At 65.8% G+C, this 26841-nt stretch carries 19 protein-coding genes and 7 pseudogenes; 13 read left to right on the top strand and 13 right to left on the bottom strand.

The annotated features are described in order from the left end of the window. Positions 1 to 3: 3 nt before the first annotated feature. The 3 genes and pseudogenes from ADT71_RS23655 (at position 4) to ADT71_RS23665 (ending at position 3298) form a co-directional block, all read left to right on the top strand. Positions 4 to 354, top strand: coding sequence for a DMT family protein (locus ADT71_RS23655; RefSeq protein ID WP_054440842.1), 351 nt, complete (start codon positions 4 to 6; stop codon positions 352 to 354). A gap of 94 nt (positions 355 to 448) precedes the next feature. Then, positions 449 to 1626: pseudogene (locus ADT71_RS23660) on the top strand (carboxynorspermidine decarboxylase). Between the two features lie 448 nt (positions 1627 to 2074). After that, positions 2075 to 3298, top strand: coding sequence for a type III PLP-dependent enzyme (locus ADT71_RS23665; protein ID WP_054440844.1), 1224 nt, complete (start codon positions 2075 to 2077; stop codon positions 3296 to 3298). A 73-nt stretch (positions 3299 to 3371) separates the two neighbouring features. On the opposite strand, the pseudogene ADT71_RS23670 reads toward ADT71_RS23665, so the two are convergent. The 4 genes and pseudogenes from ADT71_RS23670 to murI form a co-directional block, all read right to left on the bottom strand. Further along, positions 3372 to 4471, bottom strand: a pseudogene (locus ADT71_RS23670) (NADH:flavin oxidoreductase/NADH oxidase). 170 nt (positions 4472 to 4641) lie between these two features. Continuing rightward, positions 4642 to 5856, bottom strand: coding sequence for a 5-aminolevulinate synthase (gene hemA / locus ADT71_RS23675; protein WP_054440846.1), 1215 nt, complete (start codon positions 5854 to 5856; stop codon positions 4642 to 4644). A 95-nt stretch (positions 5857 to 5951) separates the two neighbouring features. Next, positions 5952 to 6764 carry a hypothetical protein gene (locus tag ADT71_RS23680; RefSeq protein ID WP_231636149.1) on the bottom strand — a complete coding sequence of 271 codons (813 nt, stop codon included), beginning with the start codon at positions 6762 to 6764 and terminating at the stop codon, positions 5952 to 5954. Between the two features lie 8 nt (positions 6765 to 6772). Further along, a complete protein-coding gene (gene murI, locus ADT71_RS23685; RefSeq protein WP_054440849.1) occupies positions 6773 to 7582 on the bottom strand; it encodes a glutamate racemase in 810 nt (269 codons plus the stop codon). A gap of 157 nt (positions 7583 to 7739) precedes the next feature. On the opposite strand from murI, the gene ADT71_RS23690 reads away from it, so the two are divergent. Both ADT71_RS23690 and dprA read left to right on the top strand, forming a co-directional pair. Beyond that, a complete protein-coding gene (locus ADT71_RS23690; RefSeq protein WP_082370522.1) occupies positions 7740 to 8324 on the top strand; it encodes a glycerol-3-phosphate acyltransferase in 585 nt (194 codons plus the stop codon). Continuing rightward, a pseudogene (gene dprA / locus ADT71_RS23695) lies at positions 8321 to 9474 on the top strand (DNA-processing protein DprA). The gene ADT71_RS23690 and the pseudogene dprA overlap by 4 nt, the downstream one beginning before the upstream one ends. A gap of 13 nt (positions 9475 to 9487) precedes the next feature. On the opposite strand, the gene ADT71_RS23700 reads toward dprA, so the two are convergent. After that, positions 9488 to 10441, bottom strand: a complete 954-nt coding sequence (locus ADT71_RS23700; protein ID WP_197283112.1) for a 2OG-Fe(II) oxygenase — start codon at positions 10439 to 10441, stop codon at positions 9488 to 9490. On the opposite strand from ADT71_RS23700, the gene ADT71_RS23705 reads away from it, so the two are divergent. The 3 genes and pseudogenes from ADT71_RS23705 (at position 10440) to ADT71_RS23715 (ending at position 14216) form a co-directional block, all read left to right on the top strand. After that, the gene (locus ADT71_RS23705) at positions 10440 to 11255 is read left to right on the top strand and encodes a hypothetical protein (protein WP_231636150.1); all 816 of its coding nucleotides are present in this window, start codon (positions 10440 to 10442) and stop codon (positions 11253 to 11255) included. The two genes, ADT71_RS23700 and ADT71_RS23705, sit on opposite strands and share 2 nt — an antisense overlap. 131 nt (positions 11256 to 11386) lie before the next feature. Beyond that, positions 11387 to 14040: pseudogene (gene topA, locus ADT71_RS23710) on the top strand (type I DNA topoisomerase). Further along, the gene (locus tag ADT71_RS23715; RefSeq protein WP_054440854.1) at positions 14037 to 14216 is read left to right on the top strand and encodes a hypothetical protein; all 180 of its coding nucleotides are present in this window, start codon (positions 14037 to 14039) and stop codon (positions 14214 to 14216) included. The pseudogene topA and the gene ADT71_RS23715 overlap by 4 nt, the downstream one beginning before the upstream one ends. 3 nt (positions 14217 to 14219) lie before the next feature. Here the strand turns inward: ADT71_RS23715 and ADT71_RS34415 are convergent, their stop codons facing one another. Beyond that, entirely contained in the window at positions 14220 to 14726 is a 507-nt protein-coding gene (locus tag ADT71_RS34415; RefSeq protein WP_231636151.1) for a hypothetical protein, read from the bottom strand. A 160-nt stretch (positions 14727 to 14886) separates the two neighbouring features. Then, on the bottom strand, positions 14887 to 15729 hold the full coding sequence (locus tag ADT71_RS34420) for a glycosyltransferase family 39 protein (protein ID WP_054440857.1): 843 nt from the start codon (positions 15727 to 15729) through the stop codon (positions 14887 to 14889). A 189-nt stretch (positions 15730 to 15918) separates the two neighbouring features. Here ADT71_RS34420 and ADT71_RS35985 point away from each other — a divergent pair, with 189 nt between their 5' ends. Continuing rightward, positions 15919 to 16812: an MFS transporter gene (locus tag ADT71_RS35985; RefSeq protein ID WP_369818329.1), complete on the top strand. Its 894-nt coding sequence runs from the start codon at positions 15919 to 15921 to the stop codon at positions 16810 to 16812. A 2-nt stretch (positions 16813 to 16814) separates the two neighbouring features. Then, positions 16815 to 17195 (top strand): MFS transporter, encoded by a 381-nt coding sequence (locus ADT71_RS35990; RefSeq protein WP_369818330.1) that lies wholly within the window; start codon positions 16815 to 16817, stop codon positions 17193 to 17195. Between the two features lie 119 nt (positions 17196 to 17314). Here the strand turns inward: ADT71_RS35990 and ADT71_RS23735 are convergent, their stop codons facing one another. From ADT71_RS23735 to lepB, 4 genes are read right to left on the bottom strand one after another with little or no spacing between them, the layout of a single operon-like run. After that, a complete protein-coding gene (locus ADT71_RS23735; RefSeq protein ID WP_054440859.1) occupies positions 17315 to 18388 on the bottom strand; it encodes an SGNH/GDSL hydrolase family protein in 1074 nt (357 codons plus the stop codon). Continuing rightward, positions 18388 to 19281 carry a GTPase Era gene (gene era, locus ADT71_RS23740; RefSeq protein WP_054440861.1) on the bottom strand — a complete coding sequence of 298 codons (894 nt, stop codon included), beginning with the start codon at positions 19279 to 19281 and terminating at the stop codon, positions 18388 to 18390. The genes ADT71_RS23735 and era overlap by 1 nt, the downstream gene beginning before the upstream one ends. After that, positions 19278 to 19946, bottom strand: coding sequence for a ribonuclease III (gene rnc, locus ADT71_RS23745; RefSeq protein WP_054440863.1), 669 nt, complete (start codon positions 19944 to 19946; stop codon positions 19278 to 19280). The genes era and rnc overlap by 4 nt, the downstream gene beginning before the upstream one ends. Then, positions 19947 to 20831, bottom strand: a complete 885-nt coding sequence (gene lepB, locus ADT71_RS23750) for a signal peptidase I (RefSeq protein WP_082370523.1) — start codon at positions 20829 to 20831, stop codon at positions 19947 to 19949. It lies immediately after the preceding gene. Between the two features lie 179 nt (positions 20832 to 21010). On the opposite strand from lepB, the pseudogene pgi reads away from it, so the two are divergent. After that, a pseudogene (gene pgi, locus ADT71_RS23755) lies at positions 21011 to 22530 on the top strand (glucose-6-phosphate isomerase). Between the two features lie 69 nt (positions 22531 to 22599). On the opposite strand, the gene ADT71_RS35170 reads toward pgi, so the two are convergent. Beyond that, entirely contained in the window at positions 22600 to 22935 is a 336-nt protein-coding gene (locus ADT71_RS35170; protein ID WP_255351689.1) for an alpha/beta hydrolase, read from the bottom strand. Next, positions 22890 to 23240: an alpha/beta hydrolase gene (locus ADT71_RS35175; protein WP_255351690.1), complete on the bottom strand. Its 351-nt coding sequence runs from the start codon at positions 23238 to 23240 to the stop codon at positions 22890 to 22892. Before ADT71_RS35175 ends, ADT71_RS35170 begins: the two co-directional genes overlap by 46 nt. Positions 23241 to 23537: 297 nt before the next feature. On the opposite strand from ADT71_RS35175, the pseudogene gor reads away from it, so the two are divergent. Next, positions 23538 to 24883, top strand: a pseudogene (gene gor, locus ADT71_RS23765) (glutathione-disulfide reductase). Positions 24884 to 25220: 337 nt separating this feature from the next. After that, positions 25221 to 26747 (top strand): annotated as a pseudogene (locus tag ADT71_RS23770) (acyl-CoA carboxylase subunit beta). The last annotated feature ends 94 nt before the right edge of the window (positions 26748 to 26841 follow it).

Raw genomic sequence — 26841 nt, forward strand, 5'->3', positions numbered from 1 at the left:
TTCGTGAACTGGACCTTCGTTGCCCCCGTGGCCATGCTCGCGGGATCCAATCTGTTCATGAACACGGCGTGGTACCTGCATCTCAAGATGCCCGGCAAGGCGCTGTGGCTGGCGATTGCCATGAGCTGGGGCATCGCATTCTTCGAATATTGCCTTGCCGTGCCGGCCAACCGGATCGGCAGCCAGGTCTACTCTCTGGGGCAGCTCAAGGTGCTTCAGGAGGCGATGTCGCTCACGGCCTTCGTGCTGGTGGCATGGCTGCTGTTCGGGCAGAAGCCGGGACTCAACGAGATCGTCGGTTTCGCTCTGGTCGGCGCGGGGGCATGGTTCATCTTCAAGGGTCCGTTTGCCTGAGGCATCCTTGAAGCTGGCAGCCGCGAAGGCCATCTGGTTGGAAATTTGGCTCAGCCGATGATGTGCGAGCCCACCGAAAGGGATTGAACCGAACATGGAAACCCGCGCCGGCGATCCGGGAGCCTTCGCTCACTTCGATCTGTCGCGAGTCGACAGTCCCAGCTTCGTGGTGGATGCCGCCAAGCTGCGCGAGAACCTGCGCGTGCTGGCCGACATCGGCGAGCGTTCGGGCGCCAAGGTGCTCTCCGCGCTCAAGGCCTTCTCGATGTGGTCCACCGCGCCGATCGTCGGCGAATACCTCGACGGCGTCTGCACTTCGGGCCTGTGGGAAGCGCGGCTTGCCTCGGAATTCTACGACGGCGAGATCGCGACCTATTGCGCGGCCTACAAGGAGCAGGATCTCGACGAGATCCTGCGCCTGTCGGATCATGTGATCTTCAATTCGCCGATGCAGATCGAGCGTTTCTGGGCGCAGATCGAGAACGCCCGCGCGCGGGGCGAGGACTTCGACATCGGCCTGCGCGTCAATCCGATGCATGCCGAAGGCGAGGTTCCGCGCTACGATCCTTGCGCGCCGCACTCGCGCCTTGGCTTCCCGATCAACCAGCTCACCGAAGAGCATGTCGAGATGATTGACGGCATCCATATGCACACCTTGTGCGAGCAGGATTTCGAGCCGCTGCGCCGCACCTGGGACAAGGCGTTCGATTACCTCGAACCGTTCTTCGGCCAGTTCAAGTGGATCAACCTCGGGGGTGGCCACCACATCACCCGGTCCGACTATCAGCGCGACGAACTGGTGGAATTCCTGATCGATCTTCAGGAAGATACCGGCGCCGAGGTCTATATCGAGCCCGGCGAAGCCGTCGCGCTCGATGCCGGTATTCTCGTGGGAACCGTGCTCGACATCGGCCATAACGGCATGCCGGTGGCCGTGGTGGACGTTTCCGCCACCTGCCACATGCCCGACGTGATCGAGGCGCCCTATCGCCCGGCCATGCTGGGTGAGCGGGCGGAGAGCGAAGGCGAGCCGGTACGTCTTGGCGGGCCTTCGTGCCTCGCGGGGGATGTGATCGGAGACTATGTCCTGCCGTCGAGGCGGAACCGGGCGTGCGCTTCGCTTTCCTCGACCAGGCGCATTACTCGATGGTCAAGACCACCACTTTCAACGGGGTGCCGCTGCCCTCGATCTGGCTGTGGGATTCCGAAACAGACCTGCTCGAATGCACCCGCCGCTTCGATTACGAGGATTTCCGCGGCCGTCTGAGCTGAGCGCAGGCAGGCCAACTCGTCATTGCGAAAGGAGCGGTCCGCCTTGGGGGGCGCTCCTTTCCTTTGTTCCCGCTCCGCCGAATCCATGAAAAACGGCTCGATCCGTCCCGCGATTGCCCCGTTCGGGCTCCGATAGATCGACTCGAGAGAACCGAACCCGTGCCGTTTGCATTGTAACCGTGAAACGCGCCTTTCGGGCATTCCGTTCGTGACGGAAGTCCGGGGTGGTGATTTTCAGGTAAATGTCTGTAAAAAGACAATAAAATGAAACGGAGAGGCGGCATGGATCTTCGCGCTATCCCCTTATGTGACGTTTCCGTGAAAGGGGACTTTTTTCACTTGCGATTCAGCTTGGGAGCCCTATATCCCGCCCCTCGCTGCCCCATGGGGACTTCCAAACCGCAAGGCAGCTCTTGTTGTTAACAATTCCGTTTGGGGGTCCCTTGAGTTGCTCGAATTTCTTGACGCACCGGCTGTAGCGCGCGCTCTCGCGCCCGACGAACCCGTTATCCTGAACCGCCCGCACGCTGCTGCGCGCGCGGCCCGTTTCTTCGCCACGAAGTTTCCGGGCAAGTCGCTCTATGCGGTGAAGGCCAACCCGTCGCCCGATCTCATCAAGATTCTCTGGGCGAACGGCATCACGCATTACGACGTCGCATCGATCGGCGAAGTTCGCATGACCCGCGCGGCCGTGCCGGACGCGACCCTGTGCTTCATGCACCCGGTTAAGACCGCCAGCGCCATCCGCGAAGCCTATTTCGAACATGGCGTGCGGACCTTCAGCCTCGACACGATCGAGGAAGTCGAGAAGATCCTCGAAGCGACCACTGACGCCGACGGCAATCGCGCCGCCGACCTGCGTCTCTGCGTGCGCCTGCGCGTCTCTTCCGAATATTCGGAACTGAGCCTGGCCTCGAAGTTCGGCATCGATCTGGCTGATGCCGGCGAACTGCTTCAGGCCACCCGTCAGGTTGCCGACTGGCTGGGCGTATGCTTCCACGTCGGTTCGCAGGCGATGACGCCCTTCGCCTATGTCCAGGCGCTGGAGCGTGCGCGTGCGGCAATCGCCGACGCCGGTGTCGTCATCGACATGATCGACGTCGGTGGCGGGTTCCCCTCGGTCTATCCGGGCATGGAGCCGCCGCCGCTGGAAGACTATTTCCAGGTGATCCACCGTCACTTCGAAGCCCTGCCGATCGCCTACAACGCGGAACTGTGGTGCGAACCCGGCCGTGCGCTTTCGGCCGAGTACAGCTCGATGATCGTCAAGGTCGAGAAGCGTCGCGGTGACGAACTCTACATCAACGAGGGTGCCTATGGCGCGCTCTACGATGCGGCGCACGTTGCCTGGCGCTTCCCCGTGAAGTGCATCTCGCGCGAGACCGCCGTTGGCGGCGAGCGTTCGGAGGACCTCCAGGAATTCGCGTTCTACGGTCCGACCTGCGACGATGCCGACTTCATGGAAGGCCCGTTCATGCTCCCGGCCGATATCAAGGCGGGTGACTGGATCGAGGTGGGCATGCTCGGCGCCTACGGCGCGGCCATGCGCACGGCGTTCAACGGCTTCGGCACCGGCGAGGTGCTGGTTGCCACGGACGAGCCGATGGCGAGCCTCTACACCGGCGAGCGCAAGGACCCGCGCGTGTCGGACAACGTGGTTTCGCTGCGCTGAACCGAGCGGAAAGTTAGCAAAAAGGCCCGCCGGAACCACGTTCGGCGGCCTTTTTTCTTGTCCGCCCGCAGGCTCAGGCCTGGACGAACAGGTCCTCGTAGACACGCGGCTGGCTGCGCAGGAACTGCGGCGCCGCCTTGACCTTCGCGCCGAGCGCGGCGGCTGCGTGCCAGGGCCAGCGGGGATCGTAGAGCACGGTGCGGGCAAGGCCGATCATGTCCGCCTCCCCGGTGGCGACGATGGCCTCGGCCTGCTCGGGCTCGGTGATGAGCCCCACGGCGATCACCGGCATCGAGACCGCTTCCCTGACCTTGCGCGCGAGCGGAACCTGGTAGTTCGGGCCGACGGGGATCTTCTGTCAGGCGTCGAGGCCGCCGCTGGAGACGTGATAGGCCGCGCAGCCGCGTGCCTCCAGCGCCTTGGCGAAAGCGATGCTCTGTTCGACGTCCCAGCCGCCTTCCACCCAGTCGGTACCGGAGACGCGCATCGTCACCGGCTTGTCGGCAGGGAATGCGGCGCGCACGGCGTCGTAGACCTCCAGCGGGAAGCGCATGCGGTTCTCCAGGCTGCCGCCATATTCGTCCTCGCGCCTGTTCGAGAGCGGCGAGAGGAACTGGTGGAGCAGGTAGCCGTGGGCGCCGTGGATCTGGATCGCATCGATGCCGAGCCGGTCGGCACGGCGGGCGGCATCGGCGAAGGCTTCGCGGATGCGGTCGAGACCGGCCTTGTCGAGCGCTCGGGCGGGTTCTCATGGCCGAGGAAGGGAAGGTCGGAGGCTGATACCGTCTGCCAGCCGTTTTCGGCGTCAGGAGCGATCTGGGCGCCGCCGTCCCAGGGCTTGGCGGTGCTGGCCTTGCGACCGGCATGGGCAAGCTGGATAGCGATCGGCATGTCGGACCAGCGACGCACGCTTGCGAGGACCGTGCCCATCGCCTCCTCGGTGGCATCGTCCCACAGGCCGACATCGGCATAGGAGATGCGGCCCTCGGGGCTGACGGCGGTGGCCTCGATCGTGAGGATGCCGGCGCCGGACTGGGCGAGGTTGCCGAGATGGATCGTGTGCCAGTCGGTCATCCGGCCGTCCTCGGCGGAATACTGGCACATCGGGGCGATGACGATGCGGTTGTCGAGAGTGAGGTTGCCGATGGTGATCGGCTCGAACAGCTTGGCCATGAAAGTCCTTCTGGTCACGTCGTCGCGGGGGGGAGGGCGCCGGGAGAAGGGCGCGCGGGAGCGACCGGGCGAACGTGGGGTCGCGCGGGAAAATGAAAAGGGCCCCGCCGCGTTAACGGGGAGCCCATTTCGAAAGAAAATATTGCAACCGCGAAAGCGCGCGGCGCCGTTCAGGCGGCGAGGCGCATTTCCATGCGTTCCCAGATCTCCACGAGAGCCTCGGTGAGGTTCCGCATCATCTCTTCGGTATGGGCCGGGCCGGGCGTGAAGCGCAGGCGTTCGGTGCCGCGCGGCACGGTCGGGAAATTGATCGGCTGCACATAGGCGCCGTATTCGGCGAGCAGGATGTCGCTGATCTTCTTGGCCTTCACCGGATCGCCGACCATCAGGGGCACGATGTGGGTCGTGGAGTCCATGACCGGCAGGCCCGCGTCGCGGAACATCTGCTTCATCATGGAGGCCGAGCGCTGCTGACCCTCACGCTCGGCGCTGGAGCTCTTGAGGTGTTTCACCGAGGCGAGCACGCCTGCCACCAGCACCGGCGAAAGCGAGGTGGTGAAGATGAAGCCCGGCGCATAGGAACGGATGCAGTCGATGATCTTCTGGTCGGCGGCGATATAGCCGCCCATCACGCCGAAAGCCTTGCCCAGCGTACCTTCGATGATGTCGATGCGGTGGGCCGCCTCGTCACGATCGGTGATACCGCCGCCGCGCGGGCCGTACATGCCCACCGCGTGGACTTCGTCGATGTAGGTGAGGGCGTTGTACTTTTCGGCGAGGTCGCAGATCGCGTGGATCGGCGCGACGTCTCCGTCCATCGAATAGACCGACTCGAAGGCGACCAGCTTGGGCAGCGCGGGATCGGTGGCGGCCAGCAGTTCCTCGAGGTGTTCGAGGTCGTTGTGGCGCCAGACCCGCTTTTCGCAGCCCGAATTGCGGATGCCGGCGATCATCGAGGCGTGGTTGAGCTCGTCCGAGAAGATCACGCAGCCCGGCAGGAGCTTGGCAAGCGTGGAGAGCGTCGCATCGTTCGAGACATAGCCCGACGTGAACAGCAGCGCGCCTTCCTTGCCGTGCAGGTCGGCAAGTTCGCTTTCGAGTTCAATGTGATAGTGGGTATTGCCGCCGATGTTGCGCGTGCCGCCGGAGCCGGCGCCGACATCGTGCAGCGCTTCTTCCATGGCCTCGATCACCTTGGGGTGCTGGCCCATCGCAAGATAGTCGTTCGAGCACCAGACGGTGATGGGCTTCGGGCCGTTGTGGCCGGCGAAGCATCGTGCGTTCGGGTAAGCGCCCTTGTTGCGCAGGATGTCGATGAAGACACGGTAGCGACCTTCCGAATGGAGCCGCTCGATTGCCTGATCGAAGATGTGTTCGTAGTTCACCTAGGCTCTATCCTGCGTTCGCCTTGAAAGGGCTTTTACCCGTTGATGCGGGCAAATACATGATCGTTCCGGACATGACCAGTCGCTTGTCCTGCTCACCGTGATCGATCTTTCGTGAAACCTCTGAGCGCGCCGGGGACCGGGCCGGGATCGTGGCCGGGAACGATGAACATCGCGGGAGCGGCATGCTTGAGCGCGTTTATGGTCTTGAGCCAGGACACGATCCGCACCCGTTCGTCCACGTCGCCGACGGTGGAGAAGGTGCGCGCAGGCGGCCGGGCGTCCACCCAGTTCTCGTTGATCGTGGCGACGTCTCCGGTGAACAGGTACTCGCGCCCGTTTTCGAGGCGGGCGTAGACCATCATCGCGCGGTTCGGCAGCCCCTTGAGCGGGATGGCCACCACGCCGTGCGCCACGGCGTGCGGCTCGCCGTCGGAAAAGTCGGGCAAGGGGCGGGCGCCGGGCGATACCAGCGCGCGGTTGCCGCGGTGGAGCAGGTGGTCGAGCAGGACGAGCCGGAGGCCGGCCGCTTCCACATGCCGGTCGATCCGGGCCTGGGCGGCGGTGTCATAGTCCTGGAGGTGGCGTTCCTCGGCCCCTGCGGGCGTGGTGCCCGCGTCGATCATGATAGGCCCGGAATCCGGCACCGTCAGTTCGAAGGCGCGAACCGAAAGGCGGATCGGCCGCAGGCCGCCACCGGCGGCGATCTGGTTGTGAAGGACCGAGCGATAGCCGATCAGTTCCTCGTGCAGATGGGTCGGGCCGTCTCCGGGGATCTCATCGGCCAACTGGCGCAGTTTCCCGATGGTCAGCGGCAGCGGCTTGGCGCCGGGTGCGCTGGCATCGAACTGGAACCAGTAAAGCGGCACCCCGACGAGCAGAAGCACGACGAGCAGAAACAGATTCAATCGCGGCGTCAAAACCTTCCGCCCCCCAGCAGACCGTAGCGTGCCAGCGCTTCGCCGTACGCTCCGGGAAATTCCCCTGGCCCGGTGAATAGCGCGCGGTCGGGTTCCTGGCGAGCGTATTCCTGGCCTTGCGTGAGACGCTCGATCTGCCGGGCGATTCCTTCCGCGCCATGAACGAAGCGCACCTGCGGCCCGAAGGCTTCGGCGAGTTCCTCTTCCAGCAGGGGAAAATGCGTGCAGGCCAGGACGAGCGTGTCGATATCGGCGCCGCCGGGCATGGCGCGAAGGGCTTCCGCGGCGCGCAGGATGGCGGTGCGGTCAACCGGCTCGCCGCGCAGCTTCGCTTCGGCCGCTTCGACCAGGCCGGGGCCGCCGTAGCGCAGCAATTGCTTGTCGGCGGCGAACTCTTCCTCGAGCCGGTCCACATAGGCCTGCCGCACGGTGGCCTTCGTTCCCAGCAGGCCGATCACGCCGGTCCGCGTCATGGCGGCGGCGGGCTTGATCGCCGGAACCGTGCCGACGATGGGCACTTCGAGAACCTCGCGCACCATGCCGAGAGCGATCGTCGAGGCGGTGTTGCAGGCGATGCAGACGAGGCGCGGCGCGAACCGCTCGGTCATGCGGCCCAGCAGCCCGGCAACCCGCGCGGTGATCTGCGCCTCGGTCTTGGTGCCGTAGGGAAGGCCGGCCATGTCGGCGGCGTAGATCACGGGCGCCTGAGGCAGGATCTTGCGCAGCTCGCCGAGCACGGTGAGCCCGCCCACGCCCGAATCGAACAGCAGGATCGGCGCGCCGGGTGGGGGCCCGGCGTCAGCCATTGCGGGAAGGCGGCGCGGAGCGCGACGCACTGGTATGTTCGGAAGACATCGTTTTTTCCTGGACCTTGCACCCTGTTAATCGCGGAACGGCCCAAAGAGCAATGTTCATTGCTGCAAGTCCCTTCGCCATTTCCGCGCAAGTCGCTAAGAGACGCGCATGGAATGGATTCTCGCCCTCGTCTTGGGTTACGCTCTCGGTTCGGTGCCCTTCGGCCTGCTCATCACTCGCATCGCGCGCCGGCGATCTACGCTCGATCGGCTCCGGGAATATCGGCGCCACCAAGTGCTGCGCACGGGGCGCAAGGGGCTTGCCGCCGCCACTCTCCTGCTCGACCTGCTGAAAGGCCTCGCCGCCGTGCTGATCGCGGCGCATTTCCTGCCGGAATGGACCTGGCTTGCGGCGCTCGGCGCCTTTATCGGACACTGCTTCCCGGTCTGGCTGCGTTTCCGGGGCGGCAAGGGCGTGGCGACCACGGCAGGCATCGCCTTCGGGCTCGCCTGGCCGGTGGGGCTGGCCTATGCCCTGACATGGATCGGCCTGCTGCTGACCGTGCGCATCTCCTCGGTGGCGGGCATGACGGCAGCGGTGGTCGCGCCCATCGCCGCGCTCGCGCTGGGGCATGGAGAGGCTTCTGCCGTGCTCGCGGTGATCGCGGCGGTGGTGCTGTTCCAACACCGTGAGAATATCGCCCGGCTTCGCGCGGGCACCGAGCCGAAGATCGGGAGCGGCAAGAAGCCGTGAGCGAGGCCGGGGGGCAGGCTCGGGGGGAGCAAGGGCAAACGCTTTCGCAGGAGGAAGCCTTCGCGCGCATCCGGCTGCTGCGTTCCCCCAATGTCGGCCCGGTCACTTACATGCAGTTGATGGGCCGCTTCGGCGGCGCCCGGGCGGCGATAGAGGCGTTGCCGGGGCTCGCGGGGAGGGCGGGCAAGCTTACCAGGCCGCTCCGGAGCGCGCCGTCCACGCCGAGATCGCGCAAGTCCGCAAGGCCGGCGCGCGGTACCTGTTTCACGATTCGCCCGACTATCCGGCGCTGCTCACCCATTCCGAAGGCGCGCCGCCTATCCTCACCCTTCGCGGCGACAGTGCCATGCTGTCACGCCCGTGCATCGCGGTGGTGGGCGCGCGCAACGCTTCGGCAGGTGCCGTGCGCATCGCGCGGGATTTCGCGCATGGACTGGCGGAGGCCGGTTTCACGGTCGTCTCCGGACTGGCGCGTGGAATAGACGGCGCGGCGCACGAGGGTTCTCTCGCGTCGGGGGCGCCGGGCGGAACGGTGGGCGTGATCGCCAGCGGCATCGACATCGCCTATCCCCCGCAACATGCCGCCTTGCAGGAACGGGTCGCCCGCGAAGGCGTGCTGCTGGCTGAGCAGCCGCCCGGAACCGAACCGCTGGCCCGCCATTTCCCGACCCGCAACCGCATCATCGCCGGGCTTGCTGCCGGAACGCTGGTGGTGGAGGCCGCGCCGAAATCCGGTTCGCTCATCACCGCAAGGCTGGCGGGCGAGATGGGCCGGGAAGTCATGGCCGTTCCCGGATCGCCGCTCGATCCGCGTTCCCATGGCTGCAACCAGCTCATCCGTGACGGCGCGATGCTCGTGCAGTCGGTGGAGGATGTGATCGAGCTGTTGTCGGGCTTCGACGGCTTGCCGCGCAGCAGCTTCCGCGAAGTCTCGGCAGCATGGCATGCCGTTTCCGACGTGGATCTCGGCGCCCCGCCGGCCGATCTGGACGGGGATATCGAGAACCTTCTGACAACCGCTCCGGTGACGGTGGACGAACTGATCCGGCAATCGGGCGCCGGCGCGGCTTCGGTCCAGCTGGCCTTGCTGGAACTCGAGATCGGCGGCCGCCTGCTGCGCCATGCTGACGGAAGGGTCAGCCTCGGGTAAAGGGCGCGGTCGCTCAGGGCGCCCAGCGGTTTTCGCGAATCCAGCGGTTGTAGAGCAGCTTCGTGCCCCGGGTGACGGGGAGGCCGGCATGTTCGGTGAGGGTATCGAGGCTGCGGTCCGGCAGCGCATTGCGGAACAGCACGGCGTCGCCGACACGGCCTTTCAATTGCAGGCCGGTCTTGAGGAAGGCGGTCTCTCCGCCTTCATAGGCGTCGTTCAGCCAGACCAGCACGGTGGTGACGCGCTGGTTGGGGGAGGCTTGCACGAAATCGTAATGCGGTCGGTATTGCTGGCCATCGCGGTAGCGCAGCACTTGCGCCGCTTCGCCGTTCTCTGGAGGGAGCCCGGCAAGCGCGGCGATGCGGCGGTTCAGGGCATGGATCGCAGGGTCTTCGAGCAGCCAGTGCAGGACCGAGCCATCGGAAGAGCGGATCGGGTCCCGCACCAGCTCGCGTTGCCGATTGTAGACCATGGAGGGCTGGAAGCTGCTGGACGCCAGGGCGCTGACGTAATCACATTCTTCCCGTGTGAAGAGCTTCCGGAATACCTGCACGAACGGGGCGGAGCTCGCCTGTTCCGCTATGGCTTGCCCAACCGGGTTACCCTCCGCGTCGAGCTTCATGGAGCCGATCAGGTCCAGTGCCTTGCGGCGGGGCGCGATCTTCGTTGCCTCGAGCCGGAGCCGGGCAAGGGCGGCCTGCCAGTCCCTGCGCCCGGCCACGCCGTTCGCCAGGAGATTGGTCGCGAAAACATGGGCATCCGCATCGCCGCGCAGGGAGGCAAGTTCGAAGAGGCGCCGGGCATCGACGGGATCCTGCTCGATATCGCCGCCCCAGCGCATGATCCCCAGCGTGTATATCGCGCGTGCCAGCCCTCCGACGGCAAGGCGCTGGATGATCGTCAGGCCTTCGGTCTTGCGGCCTTGCGTGAACAGGGCGATGCCGTGATCCAGTTCCGTCTGTGCCATGGTGTCGGTATTCTGCATGGCGCCGGTATGGCAAACTTGCGAAAAGCCTGCCAGTGGCCCTGATTATGCAAAAGCGCTGTCGCGGCGGCGGCAGTATCGCGTCACGGCTATTGCGCCGCGAAGCAGTATCGGTAACGCGTTGATGCTATTGGGCTGCGGATCAGGAATGGGGGAGCACGCGCGAATGAAGATCACCTTTGGAGACATCACGGGAGAGGCCTTCGCCATCCTGCGGGAGCATAAGGCACTGATCATCCCGCTGGTGGCGGCAATGACGGCGGGGTTTGCCGTGATGGACCTCGTTTCCGACAAGCTCGGCAACTTCAGCGGCATCATTTCGAGCGTTTTCGTCCAGTATATCTTCCTTGAGCAAGTGCTTTCCGTGCGTTCGGAGCGGCGGCGGTTCGGATCGATGCTCGGCGCCAGTATGCTGGCGGGGCTGGGTATCATCGTCGGTCTGGTTTTCCTCGTGCTGCCGGGATTGTTCGTTGCCGTGCGGTGGGTGCTGGCGCCGGCCTATGTGGTGACCGAAGGGCAGCGGGCTTCGGAATCGCTGTCGTCGAGCTGGGATGCGACACGGGAAAACTGGCTTCCGCTGATGCTCGTCTATCTGGTCCTGGCGGTGCCTTCGCTGGTCATTCTGGTGGGCATCGGCTTCTCGCTCGGATTTTCTGGAGCGACGCCGGGCTGGGTCGAGACAGTGCTGCTCAACCTGATGGTTACCGTGTTCACGGTAGGCAACTGGGCCGTCGTGGCGGCAGCCTTCCGCCTGCTGGGCGAGCGCCGCGACGATCTGGAATCGCTTTTCGCCTGAACCGGGCGGAATGTCGGGCGCCGTATCTCGGCGCTTGACGAAGCCCTCAATCGCTTCCCACCCTATGCGTACACGTATATGCGCACGCGTAAGGGCGCATTGGCGCTTAGGGGCACACAGAGTCTAAAAGTATGCAGCTAGTCATCGTAGAATCGCCGGCCAAGGCGAAGACCATCGAGAAGTACCTCGGCAAGGACTACAAGGTTCTCGCCAGCTACGGCCATGTCCGCGACCTTCCGCCCAAGGACGGCTCCGTCCGTCCGGACGAGGGTTTCGAGATGGACTGGGAGCTCTACGGCGACAAGCAGAAGCAGGTGAAGGCGATCGCCGATGCCGCCAAGGGGGCCGATCGCCTGATCCTGGCGACTGACCCTGATCGCGAGGGCGAGGCGATTTCGTGGCACGTGCGCGAGCTGCTGGCCAAGCGCCGGGTGCTGCCCAAGGACGTGCAGCGCGTCACTTTCAACGCCATCACCAAGGAAACCGTCACCAAGGCGATGACCCAGCCGCGCGAGCTGGACCAGGACCTGATCGATGCCTACCTCGCCCGCCGCGCGCTGGACTATCTGTTCGGCTTCACGCTGTCGCCGGTGCTCTGGCGCAAGCTGCCGGGCGCCAAGTCGGCCGGCGCGTGCAGTCGGTGGCGCTGCGCCTGATCGTCGATCGCGAACGCGAGATCGAGGCGTTCAAGCCGCAGGAGTACTGGTCGGTCGCGGCGCAGATGGCGCATGACGGCACGGACTTCACCGCCAAGCTCGTGGCGTTCGAGGGCAAGAAGCTCGACCGGCTGAGCATCGGCGAGGAAGGCACCGCGATGCGGGCCCAGGCCGCCGTCGAAAGCGGCGCCTTCAAGGTCGAGTCGGTCGAGACCAAGCCGCACAAGCGCAATCCGCAGCCGCCGTTCACCACTTCGACGCTGCAGCAGGAGGCGGCACGCAAGCTCGGCTTCTCGGCCAGCCAGACGATGCGCGTGGCGCAGACGCTCTACGAGGCGGGCGCCATCACCTACATGCGTACCGACGGCGTGCAGATGGACCCGAGCGCGATCTCCGCCGCACGCGCCGCGATCACGGACCGTTTCTCGGGGCACTACCTGCCCGAGCAGCCGCGCATCTACCAGACCAAGGCCAAGAACGCGCAGGAAGCGCACGAGGCCATCCGCCCTACCGAGTTCACCCGCGACCGCTTCGGCTCGGGCGATGAGGCGCGCCTTTACGACCTGATCTTCAAGCGCGCCATGGCCAGCCAGATGGCTTCGGCCGCGCTGGAGAGGACCACCGTTACCTTGCGCGACGGCACCGGCCAGCACGAGCTGCGCGCTTCGGGCCAGGTCGTGAAGTTCCCGGGCTTCCTCGCGGTCTACGAGGAAGGGCAGGACAACAAGTCCGACGATGAGGACGGCGGCCTGCTGCCGTTCATGAAGTCGGGCGACATGCCCGCCAAGAAGGACGTCACCGCCGAACAGCACTTCACCCAGCCGCCGCCGCGCTTCTCGGAAGCGAGCCTGGTCAAGCGTCTGGAAGAACTGGGCATCGGCCGTCCTTCGACTTATGCGGCGACGATCCAGGTCATCAAGGACCGCAACTACGTCCGCACCGAGAAAAACCGTTTCTTTGCAGAGGAATCGGGCCGACTCCTCACATCGTTCCTCGAACGCTTCTTCCAGCGCTATGTCGCCTATGACTTCACGGCGGGCATGGAGGACGAACTCGACAACGTCTCCGGCGGCCGTCAGGAATGGAAGGCGCTGCTCGAAGCCTTCTGGCGTGACTTCAAGCCGAAGTCGGATGAGGTCATGGAGAAGAAGCCCTCGGAAGTGACTGAGGCGCTTGACGAATTCCTGTCCGATTACCTCTTCCCGCCGAAGGCCGACGGCACCGATCCGCGCCTTTGCCCCAAGTGCGGCGAAGGCCGCCTGTCGCTGCGCGGCGGGCGTTATGGTGCCTTCGTCGCCTGCTCGAACTATCCGGAGTGCAAGTTCACGCGCAAGTTCGCGCAGCCCGGCGGCAGTGCCGAGGGCGGCGACGACGAGGTGCTGGGCCAGGACCCCGAGACCGGGCTCGAGATCGTCCGCCGCACCGGCCGGTTCGGACCTTACATCCAGCTGGGCGAGGGCAAGGAAGCCAAGCGTGCGTCGATCCCCAAGGACATCGACGAATTGACGCTGGAGTGGGGGATCAAGCTGCTCAGCTTGCCGCGTACCATCGGCCCGCATCCGGAAACCGGCAACGACATCACCGCCAGCATCGGCCGCTACGGTCCCTATCTGGCGCATAACGGCAAGTATGCCCGCCTGCGTTCGACCGCCGAAGTGTTCGAAACGGGCATGAACATGGCCGTCACCAAGCTTGCCGAAGCGGCGGCGGGCGCCGGTGCGCGCGGTTCGCGTGCCGCGGCCGAGCCGATCAAGGTGCTGGGCGCTCACCCGACTTCGGGCGGCGAGATCAAGGTGCTGGCGGGCCGTTACGGTCCCTACGTCACCGACGGCACCACCAACGCGACCCTGCCGCGTGACCAGAAGCCGGAAGATCTGACCGCCGAGCAGGCGATCGTGCTGATCGATGAAAAGGCCGCCAAGGGGCCGGCCAAGGGCAAGAAGAAGGCGGCGCCGAAGAAGGCCGCTGCCAAGAAGGCTCCGGCCAAGAAGGCTCCGGCTAAGAAGGCTGCCGCGAAGGACGACGGAGAAAAGCCCGCCGCCGCGAAGAAGCCTGCTGCAAAGAAGCCTGCCGCCAAAAAGACAGCTGCCAAGGCTCCGGCCAAGGCCAAGAAGGAAGCCGCCGAATGAGCGACAAGATCGCCAAGCACAAGCAGCCCTGGAAGCCGGAGGAACTGCAGAAGCTCCAGGTTCTCGCCGGAAAGGGCAAGGGCCTGAAGGAAATCGCCAAGGCCCTCAACCGCACCGAGGAATCGACCAAGGATGCCGCGCGCCAGCACGGCATCGCCGTCGCCAAGGCGCGCTGAGGTTCACCGCCTGAGGCGGTAGAGACCGAATTTCCGCGTACCGATTACCACGCCCTCGTAGCGCTCGTAGGAGCGCGCGAGGGCGTTTCGTATCAACGCCCGCGTTCTGAAATTGGGCTGGTTGGGGCGGCTCGATTCCGCGACCACGATCACGCCGGGACGCAAGGCGAGCACGCGGGAGACTTCCGCCACCGGATCGACGCCGAGCGCTCCGGCCTCGTTCATCGCGTTGAGATGGCTGGGATAGGCGAAGCGTGTCGGGATGCAGGCGCGGGTGGTGCGATAGAGCGCACTGTCGCCTTCGTAGACGTAGAGGCAGCGGCCGTGCAATTCGCGGGATACGGCCGCGCTGGCGGCGGCGAACTCGGCCGAGGTTCCGCGCTCGCGGACTTGCAGCGCAGGGACGATGACGGCGCCGAGCAGGCCGAAGCCGAGCAGCAACCGTCCGTACCATCGCTCGCCCGGGGCGCTGCGTGCCAGCGCAGGGGCGGCCAGGACGCAGAGCGGCACGAGCACGGGCCGAGATAATGATCGTACCACGTCCCGAACGCGAGAAACCCCAGCACGGCGCTGAGCGCCCAGATGCGGATGCCGGTCAGGATAGCCGGATGAGAGGCGGGCAGGGGCGACAAGCGGCGCGGCGCCAGAATGATGGCCAGCGCGAAGGGGATCAGCGCCAGCGCCTCCTTGCCAAGCTGGGCGAAGGCGTCCTTCTGGTCGGTGATCCGGCCGAAGATCGAGAGGAAATTGGCCTGCACGAAAGCCTCGCCATGCCCGGTGTGGGCATAGCCTGCCCAGACCGCAAGCGTCGGGGCGAGGGCGGCTCCGGCCCAGAGCAGCGCCGTCGCGCCGAGGCGCGGCAGGCTCCAGCCATCGCGGATCCCCCGTGACAGCAGCATGAGCCCGAGCCCGACCCCCTCGAAGACGACGCTGTACTTGATCTGCATGGCAAGGCCGAGCAGCAGCATGACGCCGAGGCGCGCCTGCCGAGTGCGGCGTCCTGCCTGCGCGCGAATGCACCGATCGCCAGCATTGCGGCGAGGGCGACAGGCAGGTTGTAGAACACCGGCGATTGCCCCAGCGCCACGTTGAACACCGGCTGGTAGATCAGGTAAGCCAGCCCCGCCGCCTGCGCGCCGCGCGGGGGTGCGATCCGGCGGGCCATGCGCTCGATCGCCAGCGCCGTCAGGACCGAAAACAGCAGCCCGGCAAGCTGATACGCCAACACCGGATCGCCAGGCAGCGCGATCAGGCTGCGATACAGGAGGAACAGGCCGTAAGGCTTGCGGTCCCAGATATCGACGTAAGGCAGGGCGCCTGCGGCCATGCGCTGGCCGACAAGCAGGTAGAACTGTTCGTCCGACTGGAATGCCGGCTTGCCGAACATCGCAAGCCTCAGCACGAAACCGGCCGCGAGATAGAGCAGGGGCGAGGCGATACCGAGCCGCCGCCCGGCCGTGAAGCCGGGGTGTGCGGCAAGGCGCCTTGCCGCCGCTCGTCCGATTGCGATCATTGCGCGACCCTTTCAGCCCCCATCGCCGTTGGAGGAAGCCGGGCGGGTGACAAGGGCGGGGGCTTCATGGCGCGCCAAGATTGCAGTCCGGCGACTACCGCGTGACGGGGACGGACTTTCGTATGGCTTGCGACAAATTCTTACACCGGGCAGCTTGCGACCGATCCCGAACTCGGGCGTTGGGGTGCCATGCTGCGTATGCGAGACGAAGAGGCGGCGCTCGAACCGGCTGCCGTTGATGACCACGATTCCGGCCTGCCGATGCCGCGCAGGTTGTGGGCGATCGTGGCGATCTCCTTCGGCACGGCCCTGTTCGTGCTCGACGGGACCATTGCCAATGTTGCCCTGCCGACGATCGCCCGCGAACTGTCGGTGGAGCAGGGCGTCGTCGTCAACGTGGTGACGGTCTACCAGCTCGTCATGGTCATGGCCCTGCTGCCTTTCGCCAATCTTGGCGAGCGGCTGGGGCTGCGGCGGGTCTACCAGACGGGGCAAGTAATCTTCATGGCAGCCTCCGCGCTGGCATTCCTCGCCAACTCGCTGCCGATGCTGCTGGCGATCCGCGCCGGGCAGGCGCTCGGTGCGGGCATGGCGATGAGCGTCGGTACCGCGCTGATCCGGCAGATCTACCCCAAGGCGCGGCTCGGCAGCGGGCTGGGCATCAATTCGGTGATCGTCGCTTCGTCTAACGCGCTGGCGCCGGTGCTGGGCGGCTTCATCGTCGCCCATGCCGACTGGCGCTGGGTCTTCGTGGCGGCGGTGCCGTTCGCCCTGATCTCGCTGGTGATCGGGCGCTTCCTGCCCGATCCCGAACGCGGAGACACGCCGTTCGACTGGGTATCGGGCCTGTGGAGTGCGGGTAGCTTCGTATTGCTGATCGGCGGGGTGGAACTGGCGGCGCATGGCGGCATGGTGGAACCGGGCATTGCGGCGGCGCTGGCAGGCATCGGCTCGGCCCTGCTGCTGGCCCGCCGGGAGCGCGGGAAAGCGAGCCCGGTGTTTCCGGTGGACCTCATGGCCCGTCCCGCCATCGGGCTGTCCACCATCGCCGCCGTCGCGCCTTCATCGGTTCGGCGGCGCTGATCGTGGCGCTGCCGTTCCGGCTGGAGCAGGGCATGGGTTACAGCGCCGAGCAGGTCGGGCTGCTGGTCCTGCCGTTTCCCCTGACGATGCTGGTCGTCGCGCCCCTTGCGGGGTGGCTGTCGGACCATGTCTCGCCGTCGATCATGGGGCTGGTGGGAATGACCATCGCGGTGACCGGGCTGGTGCTGCTCGGCTTCCTGCCCGACCATGCCGGCGCTTTCGCAATTGCCTGGCGGCTGGTCGTGGCCGCGTTCGGTTTCAGTCTGTTCTTCTCGCCCAACGCGCGCATGATCGTGGGCAATGCCCCGCGCGAGCGCTCGGCGGCGGCGGGCGGGTTGCTCGCTACCGGGCGCCTGTTCGGGCAGACGCTCGGCGCGGCGTGATCGGGGCGGATGCTCTCGCTCGGCGCGGGACAGGGGCCGGCGCCGATGCTGATGGCCGCCGGACTGGCGGCCATCGCGGCCATCGCCAGCCTCGCGCGGTGGAGGCTGGCGGAAAGGGCCTAGCGCCGACTGGGCTTGCCAGTGGCGGTCGAGGCTGTCGGCGTCGCGGTGGGCGTGGGGGACGGTTTCGGTGTGGGCGCGGTGCCGGGAACGGCGGGCGGCACGACGATCGTGGGTACACCTTGCGGTACGGACTGCGGCTGGACGGTTACCGTCGGCTTCGTCTGCTTCACGCCGCTGCGGGTCAGCCACCAGCCGATGTCGTTGGCGGTCGCCTGCATTCCGGCGAAATTGAGGTGCCATTGCAGGCCCTGCCTGCCATCATAACCCTCGGGCGAGCCGATCATCCACGGCACCGCATCGCAGGGCGTATGCGCGGCCGAAGACTGGTTCATCTCGACGACGATGGCGCCGTAGGCCTGTGCCACGCGGCCGGTGATCTCGGACAGGCGCAGGCCGATGCGGCGGACTATCGCGGCGTGTTCCTCGCTGATCGGCGTGGCGGCGCAGAGCGAGCCGGGCTGCGGCAGCGGATTGAGGTACTGCACGAAGACCAGCCGCGCGCGCGGGGCCACCGTGCGGATGCGGCGCGCGATCTCCATCATCTGCATCTCGTCGCGCGCATATTCGACTTCGGTGGGCACTTTCACCGTGCCGCAGGCGGCGCGCTTGCTGCCGGGCGGCAACTGGCTGGCGCGGTAGAGGCAGGTCGCGGTGAAAAGGTTGCCGATGTAGTTGAGATCGTTGCCGCCGATGGTCACCGTCACCAGCCGCGTCTGCGGTGTGACGGAGTTGATCTGCGGCGGAATGTCGCCCCATGGACCCAGCACGTTGTTGGTCGTTGCGCCCGAGCAGGAACGGTCGGTCAGGACCATGCCGAAGCGTTCGGCCAGCAGGGTCGGGTAATTGTTCATGCTCTGCCCGCAGCGCACCGGCGCGCCGGGCTTGGCGGGGGGCAGCATCGGGCCGGCGGCAAACGACGAGCCGATCGCGACATAGCGCTGACCGGCAAGGCTTTCCTCGACGGCGGCGACCTGGTCGTTCTCGGCCGCGCGGGCCTTCATGTAGGGGGTGGCGCAGCCGCCCAGCAGCAGGACGGCGGCCGTGATCGCCGTCGACGTGATTCGCGTCATTACTTGACCCAGTCCAGCCCGATCTCTTCGTAGATGTCGCGGGCGTCGGCCCAGTTTTCCTCGACCTTGACGTGCAGGAAGAGGTGGACCTTCTGGCCCAGCACTTCGGCCAGTTCCTTGCGGGCGGCCTCGCCGATGGACTTGATCTTGGAACCGCCCTTGCCCAGCACGATGGCGCGCTGGTTGTCGCGGGTGACGACGATCTGCTGGCGGATCTCCACCGAGCCGTCCTTGCGCTGCTCGTAGCCTTCGGGGCGCACGGCGGCGTCGTAGGGCAGCTCCTCGTGAAGCTGGCGATAGAGCTGCTCGCGCGTGATCTCGCAGGCGAGCAGGCGTTCGCTGGCGTCGGACACCTGGTCTTCGGGATAGTGCCAGGGGCCTTCGGGCATCAGCCCGGCAAGATGGGTCTTGAGTTCGGGCACGCCGTCGCCCGAGAGCGCCGAGACGAAGAACACTTCGTCGAACTCGACCTTGCCGGTCAGTTCCTGGGCCAGCACGAGAAGCGGTTCCTTGGCGCCGGCATCGACCTTGTTGATGACCAGGATCTTGCGTTCCGGGCGCGCGGCCAGGGCTTCGAGCAGGGGCTCAAGTTCATGGCGGCGCTTCTTGATGGGATCGACCACCAGCAGCACGGCGTCCGCTTCCTGCGCGCCTTCCCAGGCGGCGGCGACCATCGCGCGGTCGAGCCTGCGGCGCGGCTCGAAGATGCCGGGCGTGTCGGCCAGGATGATCTGGGTTTCATCGAGCAGGGCAATGCCCATCAGGCGGGCGCGGGTGGTCTGGGCCTTGGCCGAGACGATCGCCACTTTCTGCCCGACGAGCGCATTGACGAGCGTGGACTTGCCCGCGTTGGGGGCGCCGATGACGGCAACGAGACCGCAATGCTGGGTCATGCGAATTTCCTCATGAATTCCTCGGCGGCGCGGGTTTCGGCATCCTGCTTGGAATTGGCCGTGGCACGCGCTGCGCCGACATTATGTACTGCCACCTCGACGGTGAACTGCGAGGCATGGTCGGGGCCTGAACGCTCGACCAGCTTGTATTCGGGGGTGCGGCGGCGATTGCCCGCCGCCCATTCCTGCAGGGCGGACTTGGGATGCTTGCGCTTGCCCGTCTTGCCCTGCATCGGTTCGGCCCAGAGAGCCCTTACCATATCGCGCGCGGCTTCGAAGCCCCGCTCGGTGAAACAGGCGCCGATCAGCGCCTCCATCACGTCGCCCAGGATATTGTCGCTGTCGAGGCCGCCATCGTCGCGGGCTTGCTTGCCCAGCCGCATGTGCGGGCCGAGGCCGATCTGACGGGCGACCTGCGCGCAGGTCTGGCGGCTGACGAGCGCGTTGAGGCGCTGCGAGAGGCGGCCTTCCGCTTCCTCGCTGTTTTCGAAAAGCCATTCGGCGACCGAGAGTCCGAGAACCCGGTCGCCGAGGAATTCCAGTCGTTCGTAATTGCGCTTCTCGCCGGTGCTGCCGTGAGTGAGGGCGGCTAGCCAGAGTGCCTCGTCGGCGGGCTTGCCGCCCGAGACGCCGGCGAGGAACTCGCGGTCCTTTTGGTCAAGCACTCAGATCACGCTCCCGATCCGGCTCCAGCGCGCGGCGGTGAACCAAGTCCAGGGCTTGAGCCATTCGGCTCCGCCGTTGGTGGAGAACATCATGACGGCGGCCTTGCCCACCAGGTTGTCCTGCGGGACGATGCCGATGCCCTGGCCCTCGATCGCCGGGAAGCGACTGTCGAGCGAGTTGTCGCGGTTGTCGCCCATCAGGAACATGTGGCCTTCGGGCACGATATAGACGCCGGTGTCGTCCTGCGGGGTCTGGCCGAGGTCGAGCACGTTGTAGCTCTTGCCGCCGGGCAGCGTCTCGCGGAACTGCGGATAGTTGCAGACCGGGTCGCCCGCGGCGTCCTTGCCCTCGAACTCCGGCGCGTAGCAATGGGTGTTGGCGGTGACCGGCAGCACGAAATCGGGCTGCTTGACGCGCGGCACGGCCTTGCCGTTGAGCCAGACCTGTCCACCCTTCACCTGCACTTCGTCGCCGGGCAGGCCGATCACGCGCTTGATGTAGTCGACGTCGTTGCCGGGAGGCGCCTTGAAGATCACCACGTCGCCGCGATCGGGCTGGCTGGCGAGGATGCGGCCCGGGATCAGCGGCAGGCTGAAGGGCAGCGAATACTTCGAATAGCCGTAGGACCACTTGGACGCGAACAGGTAGTCCCCGTTCAGCAGGCGCGGCAGCATCGACTCGCTGGGGATGTTGAAGGGCGAGATGATGAAGCTGCGCAGCACCACCACGCCGAGAACCAGCCAGAGGAGGAAGGAGAAGAAGCCCTCGTCCTTCTTGGCATCCTTCTTGGCGTCCTTTTTGACAGGCTTTCCGCTGGCGCCCGGCGCGGGCGCGGCAGATGTTTCGGTGGTGAGGCCGGAAGTCGCGGTTTCGATGTCGCTCATGGCTCGAACCCTTGTTGCGCGCAGGGGCATCCGTCAAGTGAGATACCGAGGGAAAGCGTACCGGTATCGATCAAAAACGTCATGTTCCCGACGTGCATCTGTGCACAAGAATGACCTTGGCCTTCTCCCGCCTGCTATGCATAAGGCTGGCCCCCAACCCTGAGACAAGGAACCATGGCATGAGCGAAGCGGTGTGGAACAAGCTGGAAGCATTGCCCAAACCGACGCTTTCCGAGCTTTTCGACGCCGATTCCGGCCGTCTGGACCTGCTCGCGACCCGTCTCGAACTCGGTGACGAGACCAGCCCCGGCGCAATCCGGTTCGACTGGTCGAAGACTCACCTCGATGCCGCCCATGTTGCCGCCTTCGAGGAACTGGCCGCCGCGATGGACTTCGACGGTCGCCGCGCGGCGCTGTTCGCGGGCGAGATCGTCAACCAGACGGAAGGCCGCGCGGCCGAGCATACCGCCCAGCGCGGTGTCGGCAGCGAGGAAGGCGTCGCGACCGCGTTCGAGAACCATGCCCGCATGGCCGCCATCGTCGAGGCCATCCACCGCGGCGCCATGGGCGAGGTGAAGCACCTGATCCACGTCGCATCGGCGGATCGGCGCTCGGCCCGGCACTGGCGATCGACGCGCTGGCCCGCGACGGTGCCATGGTGGACGTCCATGTCGTCTCCAATATCGACGGATGCGCGCTCGAAGCCGCGTTTGCAAAGTGCGATCCGGCCACGACGATGCTGGCGGTCGCTTCCAAGACCTTCACCACCATCGAGACGATGACCAATGCGGACAGCGTGCTGGGCTGGATGCGCGAGCACGGCGTCGAAGACCCGTACGGCCGCGTCGTCGCGCTGACCGCCGCGCCGGACAAGGCGATGGAGTGGGGCGTGGACGAAACCCGCATCCTGCCGTTCTCGGAAAGCGTGGGCGGCCGTTACTCGCTGTGGTCGTCGATCGGTTTCCCGGTCGCCATGGCGCTGGGCTGGCCGGATTTCGCCGAAATGCTGGACGGCGCGGCCGCGATGGACATCCATTTCCGCGACGCCGACGGCCTCGACAACCTGCCGCTGCGCGCCGCCTTCGCCGACCAGTATTATACGCGCCTGCGCGGCTGCCAGACCCGCGCGGTCTTCGCCTATGACGAGCGTCTCGCCCTGCTGCCCGACTATCTCCAGCAGCTGGAGATGGAATCGAACGGCAAGAGCGTGAAGGTGGACGGTTCGCCGGTGGGCGCGCCGACCGCGCCGATCACCTGGGGCGGTGTCGGCACCGATGCCCAGCATGCGGTGTTCCAGCTCCTCCACCAGGGCACCAACCTCGTGCCGGTGGACTTCATCGCCGCCATCGCGCCGGGCGACGATCTCAACCCCGCGCATCACCGCATCCTCCTGTCGAACTGTTTCGCTCAGGGCGCGGCGCTGATGGCGGGCAAGGGCAGCGAAGATCCCGCGCGCGCCTATCCGGGGGACCGTCCCTCCGCGACGATCCTGCTCGACGAAGTCTCGCCCGCCACGTTCGGCGCGCTCGTGGCGTTCCATGAACACCGGACGTTCGCCAATGCCGTGCTGATGGGGATCAACCCGTTCGACCAGTTCGGCGTGGAACTGGGCAAGGAGATCGCCAAGCAGATCGAGAAGGGCGGCACCACGTTCGATCCTTCGACCGAGGCGCTGCTTCAGCTTTCCGGGATCGCCTGAACAAGAGCCTGAGCCGAAGGGGGCGTGATCATGCCCCCTTCGGCTTGTTGCTGAATTCGGCCCTGGCGCTCAGTGGCCCAGTTCAAGGCCGTCAGACCCGTCGGCATGGGCCGATGGGTAGTGCCGGGCAGAGGCAGCGGCGCTGCCGGTCAACTGGCGAAGCAGCTGCTTGCCGTCTTCCCAGCTTCCGATCTTCGAATCCGCATTGATGTGGCCGGTCTCGCCCGCGTCCACGAACTGGCTGCCCCATTGGCGGGCCAGCAGCCGCGCAGTCGGGAAGCCGATCCACGGATCGTTGCGGCTGGCCACGAGGATCGAGGGGAAGGGCAGTTCGTCGCTCGGCGTCGGCGCGAAGCCGTTCAGGCGGTCGTCGCGCGGGAAGAAGTCCACTTCCGGCGGGGCCACCAGCAGCGCGCCCACGACGCGAAGACCAGCCGGGCTGTTCGAATTTCGCCCACCACGCCGTCAACAGGCAGCCGAGGCTGTGCGCCACAGCACCACGCGCGCGCGCGCTGGACCGATAGGTTCAGGCGGTTGATCCAGGTGTTGCGATGCGGCTTTTCCCAGAGGCCGAGGTCGACCATCTGGGCATTGTCCATCTCTTCGGCCCAGCGGCGCTGCCAGTGACCGGGGCCGCTGCCGTCAAGACCGGGGATGAGCAGCACCAGGGGTTCTTGCGCGGGTGCTGCGTGCTGGTTCGTCTTTGCCATTCTCTCTTCTCCCGATGCAGGAGGGGATGTCCGCCGGCGCAGGCTGTCCTGTAGGGAGCGGCTCTCGATGCGACTCCTATAAACTCAACTGTTTTAGTTGACAATGTATTTGCGGCCAGCGGAGCTCGCGTTTCGACGATCCGTTCCCGCGCTTCTGCGGGGGCATGCGGCGCGGGCGGCCTTGCGGGATGCGGGTGGAGGCGATGGGGGTGGGCAAAACACCCGTTGAATCGGCGATGTCCTGCCCCATATGCGCCGGTGCCCCGGAACCAGGCCGGCGCAGCAGGAGCCAAGTGCATGTCAGAATTCGACTATGACCTCTTTACCATCGGCGCAGGATCGGGCGGCGTGCGCGCCAGCCGGATCGCGGCGGCGCACGGCGCGCGCGTGGCGGTGGCCGAAGAGTACAGGGTCGGCGGCACTTGCGTGATCCGCGGCTGCGTTCCCAAGAAGATGCTGGTTTACGGCGCGCACTTCGCCGAGGACCTCGAGGACGCCAGGCAGTTCGGCTGGGACATTCCGCAAGCGACGTTCGACTGGGTGAAGCTGCGCGACAACGTGCTGGGCGACGTCGACCGGCTGAACGGGATCTACACGCAGACGCTCGAGAACAACAAGGTCGAGATATTCCACGAGCGCGCCGCGATCACCGGCCCGCACGAGATCACGCTGGCCAGCGGCGAGAAGAAGACCGCCAGGGTCATCCTCATCGCCACGGGCGCCCGCCCGATGGTGCCGTCCTGCCCCGGCCACGAACACGGCATCACCTCCAACGAGGCGTTCCACCTCGATGCCTTGCCCAAGCGCATCCTGATCGCGGGCGCAGGCTACATCGCCAACGAGTTCGCGGGCATCTTCCACCAGTTCGGATCGAAGGTGACGCTCATCAACCGCTCGGACCAGCTTCTGCGCGGCTATGACGAATCCATGCGCGATCGTCTCCTCCAGATCTCGATCACCAAGGGCATCGACTTCCGCTTCAATGCCGACTTCCGCGGCATCGAGAAGAACGCCGATGGTTCGCTCACCGTCTCGATGACCAATCACGAACCGATCGAGGTGGACTGCGTCCTCTTCGCCACCGGCCGCGTACCCAATATCGAGGGGCTCGGGCTGGAGAACGTCGGCGTGGAGCTTGACGACAAGAACGCGATCCGGGTGAATGACTATTCGCAGACCAATGTCGACTACATCTATGCCGTGGGCGACGTGACCAACCGGGTGCAGCTCACCCCCGTCGCGATCCGCGAAGGGCAGGCCTTTGCCGATACCGTGTTCGGCGACAAGCCGACGACGGTGGACTATGGCTGCATCCCCTCCGCCGTGTTCAGCCACCCGCCGATCGGCGCGGTGGGCCTGACGGAAGCGCAGGCCCGCCAGCAGCTCGGTTCGGTGGAAATCTACACCAGCGACTTCCGCCCGATGAAGAACGTCGTGGCGCATCGCAACGAGCGCTCGCTCTACAAGATGGTTTGCGAAGGCACGACGGGCAAGGTCGTCGCCTGCACATGATCGGGCCGGATGCGCCCGAGATCATCCAGGCCGCTGCCATCGCGGTGAAGGCCGGGCTCACCAAGGCGGACTTCGACGCCACCGTCGCGGTTCACCCGACGATGTCGGAAGAACTCGTGCTCATGAAGTAAGGCTGGTCGCTGGTTGGACAGTCCTGTCCGACCAGCGGTCATCGCCGCGATCGGCCGGTGCTTTGCCCCCGGCGGAATAGAGAGGCGCCATGACTGTCCATACAGTCGCGGCGCCTTTTCCGTTGGAGGCAAGGAGCGGCGGAAAACCGCAAGGTCGGCGGGATCAATCCGTGCAGGCGATCTTGGCCCGTGCAAACACATCGGTGGGGCGAAATCGACGCGAAGCTGCCGCTTTTGTGGTTTAACCGTTCGATTAAAACTATTGACCTTGGCGCTTCAACCTGCCTTAGCAGGGCAACGAATTCGTGCCGTCAAGGTCACTGCCAAGGGAACCCGGATGTCAGCCAATATCGCCGAGATGGAAAAGCGCCGCGCCGCCGCAAAGCTGGGCGGGGGCGAAAAGCGCATTGCCGCGCAGCATGCCAAGGGCAAGCTCACCGCGCGCGAACGCCTCGATATCCTGCTGGATGAGGACAGCTTCGAGGAGTTCGATCTCTACGTCGAACATGACTGCACCGATTTCGGCATGGAGAGCCAGAAGATCCCCGGAGACGGTGTGGTCACAGGCTCGGGCACCATCAACGGCCGCCTCGTCTTCGTGTTCAGCCAGGACTTCACCGTGTTCGGCGGTTCGCTCTCGCACCGTCACGCGCAGAAGATCTGCAAGCTGATGGACAACGCGATGAAGGTCGGCGCGCCGGTGATCGGCCTCAACGATTCCGGCGGCGCGCGCATCCAGGAAGGTGTGGCCTCGCTCGGCGGCTATGCCGAAGTGTTCCAGCGCAACGTGCTCGCCTCGGGCGTGGTGCCGCAGCTTTCGCTGATCATGGGGCCTTGCGCCGGCGGCGCGGTCTATTCGCCCGCCATGACCGACTTCATCTTCATGGTGAAGGACTCGTCCTACATGTTCGTCACCGGGCCGGACGTGGTGAAGACCGTGACCAACGAAGTCGTCACGCAAGAGGAGCTGGGCGGCGCGATCACGCACTCCAGCAAGACCTCGGTGTCCGACCTGGCGCTGGAAAACGACATCGAGGCGCTGCTGGCGGCGCGCGATTTCTTCGACTTCCTGCCGCTGAGCAACCGCGAGGAAGTGCCCGAGCGTCCCTGCGCCGATCCGTGGGACCGTGCCGAGGAAAGCCTCGACACCGTGATCCCACCTTCGGCCAACCAGCCTTACGACATGCATGAGGTGATCCGGAAGACGCTCGACGAGGGCGACTTCTTCGAGGTTCAGCCGCTGCATGCGGGCAACATCATCGTCGGTTTCGGCCGCATCGAGGGCAAGACCGTGGGCGTCGTCGCCAACCAGCCGATGGTGCTGGCGGGCGTGCTGGACATCAACTCGTCCAAGAAGGCTGCGCGTTTCGTGCGCTTCTGCGATGCCTTCAACATCCCGATCATCACTTTCGTGGACGTGCCGGGCTTCCTGCCGGGCACCGATCAGGAGCACAACGGCATCATCAACACGGCGCCAAGCTGCTGTTCGCCTATGCCGAAGCGACCGTGCCGAAGATCACCGTGATCACCCGCAAGGCCTATGGCGGCGCTTACGACGTCATGGCGTCCAAGCACCTGCGCGGCGATCTCAACTATGCCTGGCCGACCGCCGAAATCGCGGTGATGGGCGCCAAGGGCGCGGTGGAGATCATCTTCCGCGGCCTCTCGCCCGAAGGCATTGCCGAGAAGACCAGGGAATACGAAGACCGCTTCGCCAACCCCTTCGTGGCGGCGAGCCGGGGTTATATCGATGAGGTGATCTACCCGCACTCGACCCGCAAGCGCATTTGCGCTGGGTCTGCGCAAGCTGCGGACCAAGAGCCTCGAAAACCCCTGGAAGAAGCACGACAACATTCCGCTTTGATCGCGTCACGGATTGCGGCGTATCGCCTGGGGGCGAGCGCTGCGATCCACTCCAGCCGCGAAAGACGGCACGCATCGAAAAACCAGATTGGGAA

The sequence above is a fragment of the Novosphingobium sp. ST904 genome (assembly GCF_001298105.1).
Classification (GTDB): Bacteria; Pseudomonadota; Alphaproteobacteria; order Sphingomonadales; family Sphingomonadaceae; genus Novosphingobium.

Excerpts from the sequence above, each read along its gene's own strand:
- ADT71_RS23705 (WP_231636150.1), top strand. The coding sequence starts at position 10,440 with ATGGTGTCGGTATTCTGCATGGCGCCGGTATGGCAAACTTGCGAAAAG.
- murI (WP_054440849.1), bottom strand. The coding sequence starts at position 7,582 with ATGGCTGACGCCGGGCCCCCACCCGGCGCGCCGATCCTGCTGTTCGAT.
- ADT71_RS34420 (WP_054440857.1), bottom strand. The coding sequence starts at position 15,729 with ATGATCGCAATCGGACGAGCGGCGGCAAGGCGCCTTGCCGCACACCCC.
- ADT71_RS35175 (WP_255351690.1), bottom strand. The coding sequence starts at position 23,240 with ATGGCAAAGACGAACCAGCACGCAGCACCCGCGCAAGAACCCCTGGTG.
- ADT71_RS23735 (WP_054440859.1), bottom strand. The coding sequence starts at position 18,388 with ATGACGCGAATCACGTCGACGGCGATCACGGCCGCCGTCCTGCTGCTG.
- ADT71_RS23700 (WP_197283112.1), bottom strand. The coding sequence starts at position 10,441 with ATGGCACAGACGGAACTGGATCACGGCATCGCCCTGTTCACGCAAGGC.
- era (WP_054440861.1), bottom strand. The coding sequence starts at position 19,281 with ATGACCCAGCATTGCGGTCTCGTTGCCGTCATCGGCGCCCCCAACGCG.
- ADT71_RS23690 (WP_082370522.1), top strand. The coding sequence starts at position 7,740 with ATGGAATGGATTCTCGCCCTCGTCTTGGGTTACGCTCTCGGTTCGGTG.
- ADT71_RS35985 (WP_369818329.1), top strand. The coding sequence starts at position 15,919 with ATGCTGCGTATGCGAGACGAAGAGGCGGCGCTCGAACCGGCTGCCGTT.
- ADT71_RS23715 (WP_054440854.1), top strand. The coding sequence starts at position 14,037 with ATGAGCGACAAGATCGCCAAGCACAAGCAGCCCTGGAAGCCGGAGGAA.
- lepB (WP_082370523.1), bottom strand. The coding sequence starts at position 20,831 with ATGAGCGACATCGAAACCGCGACTTCCGGCCTCACCACCGAAACATCT.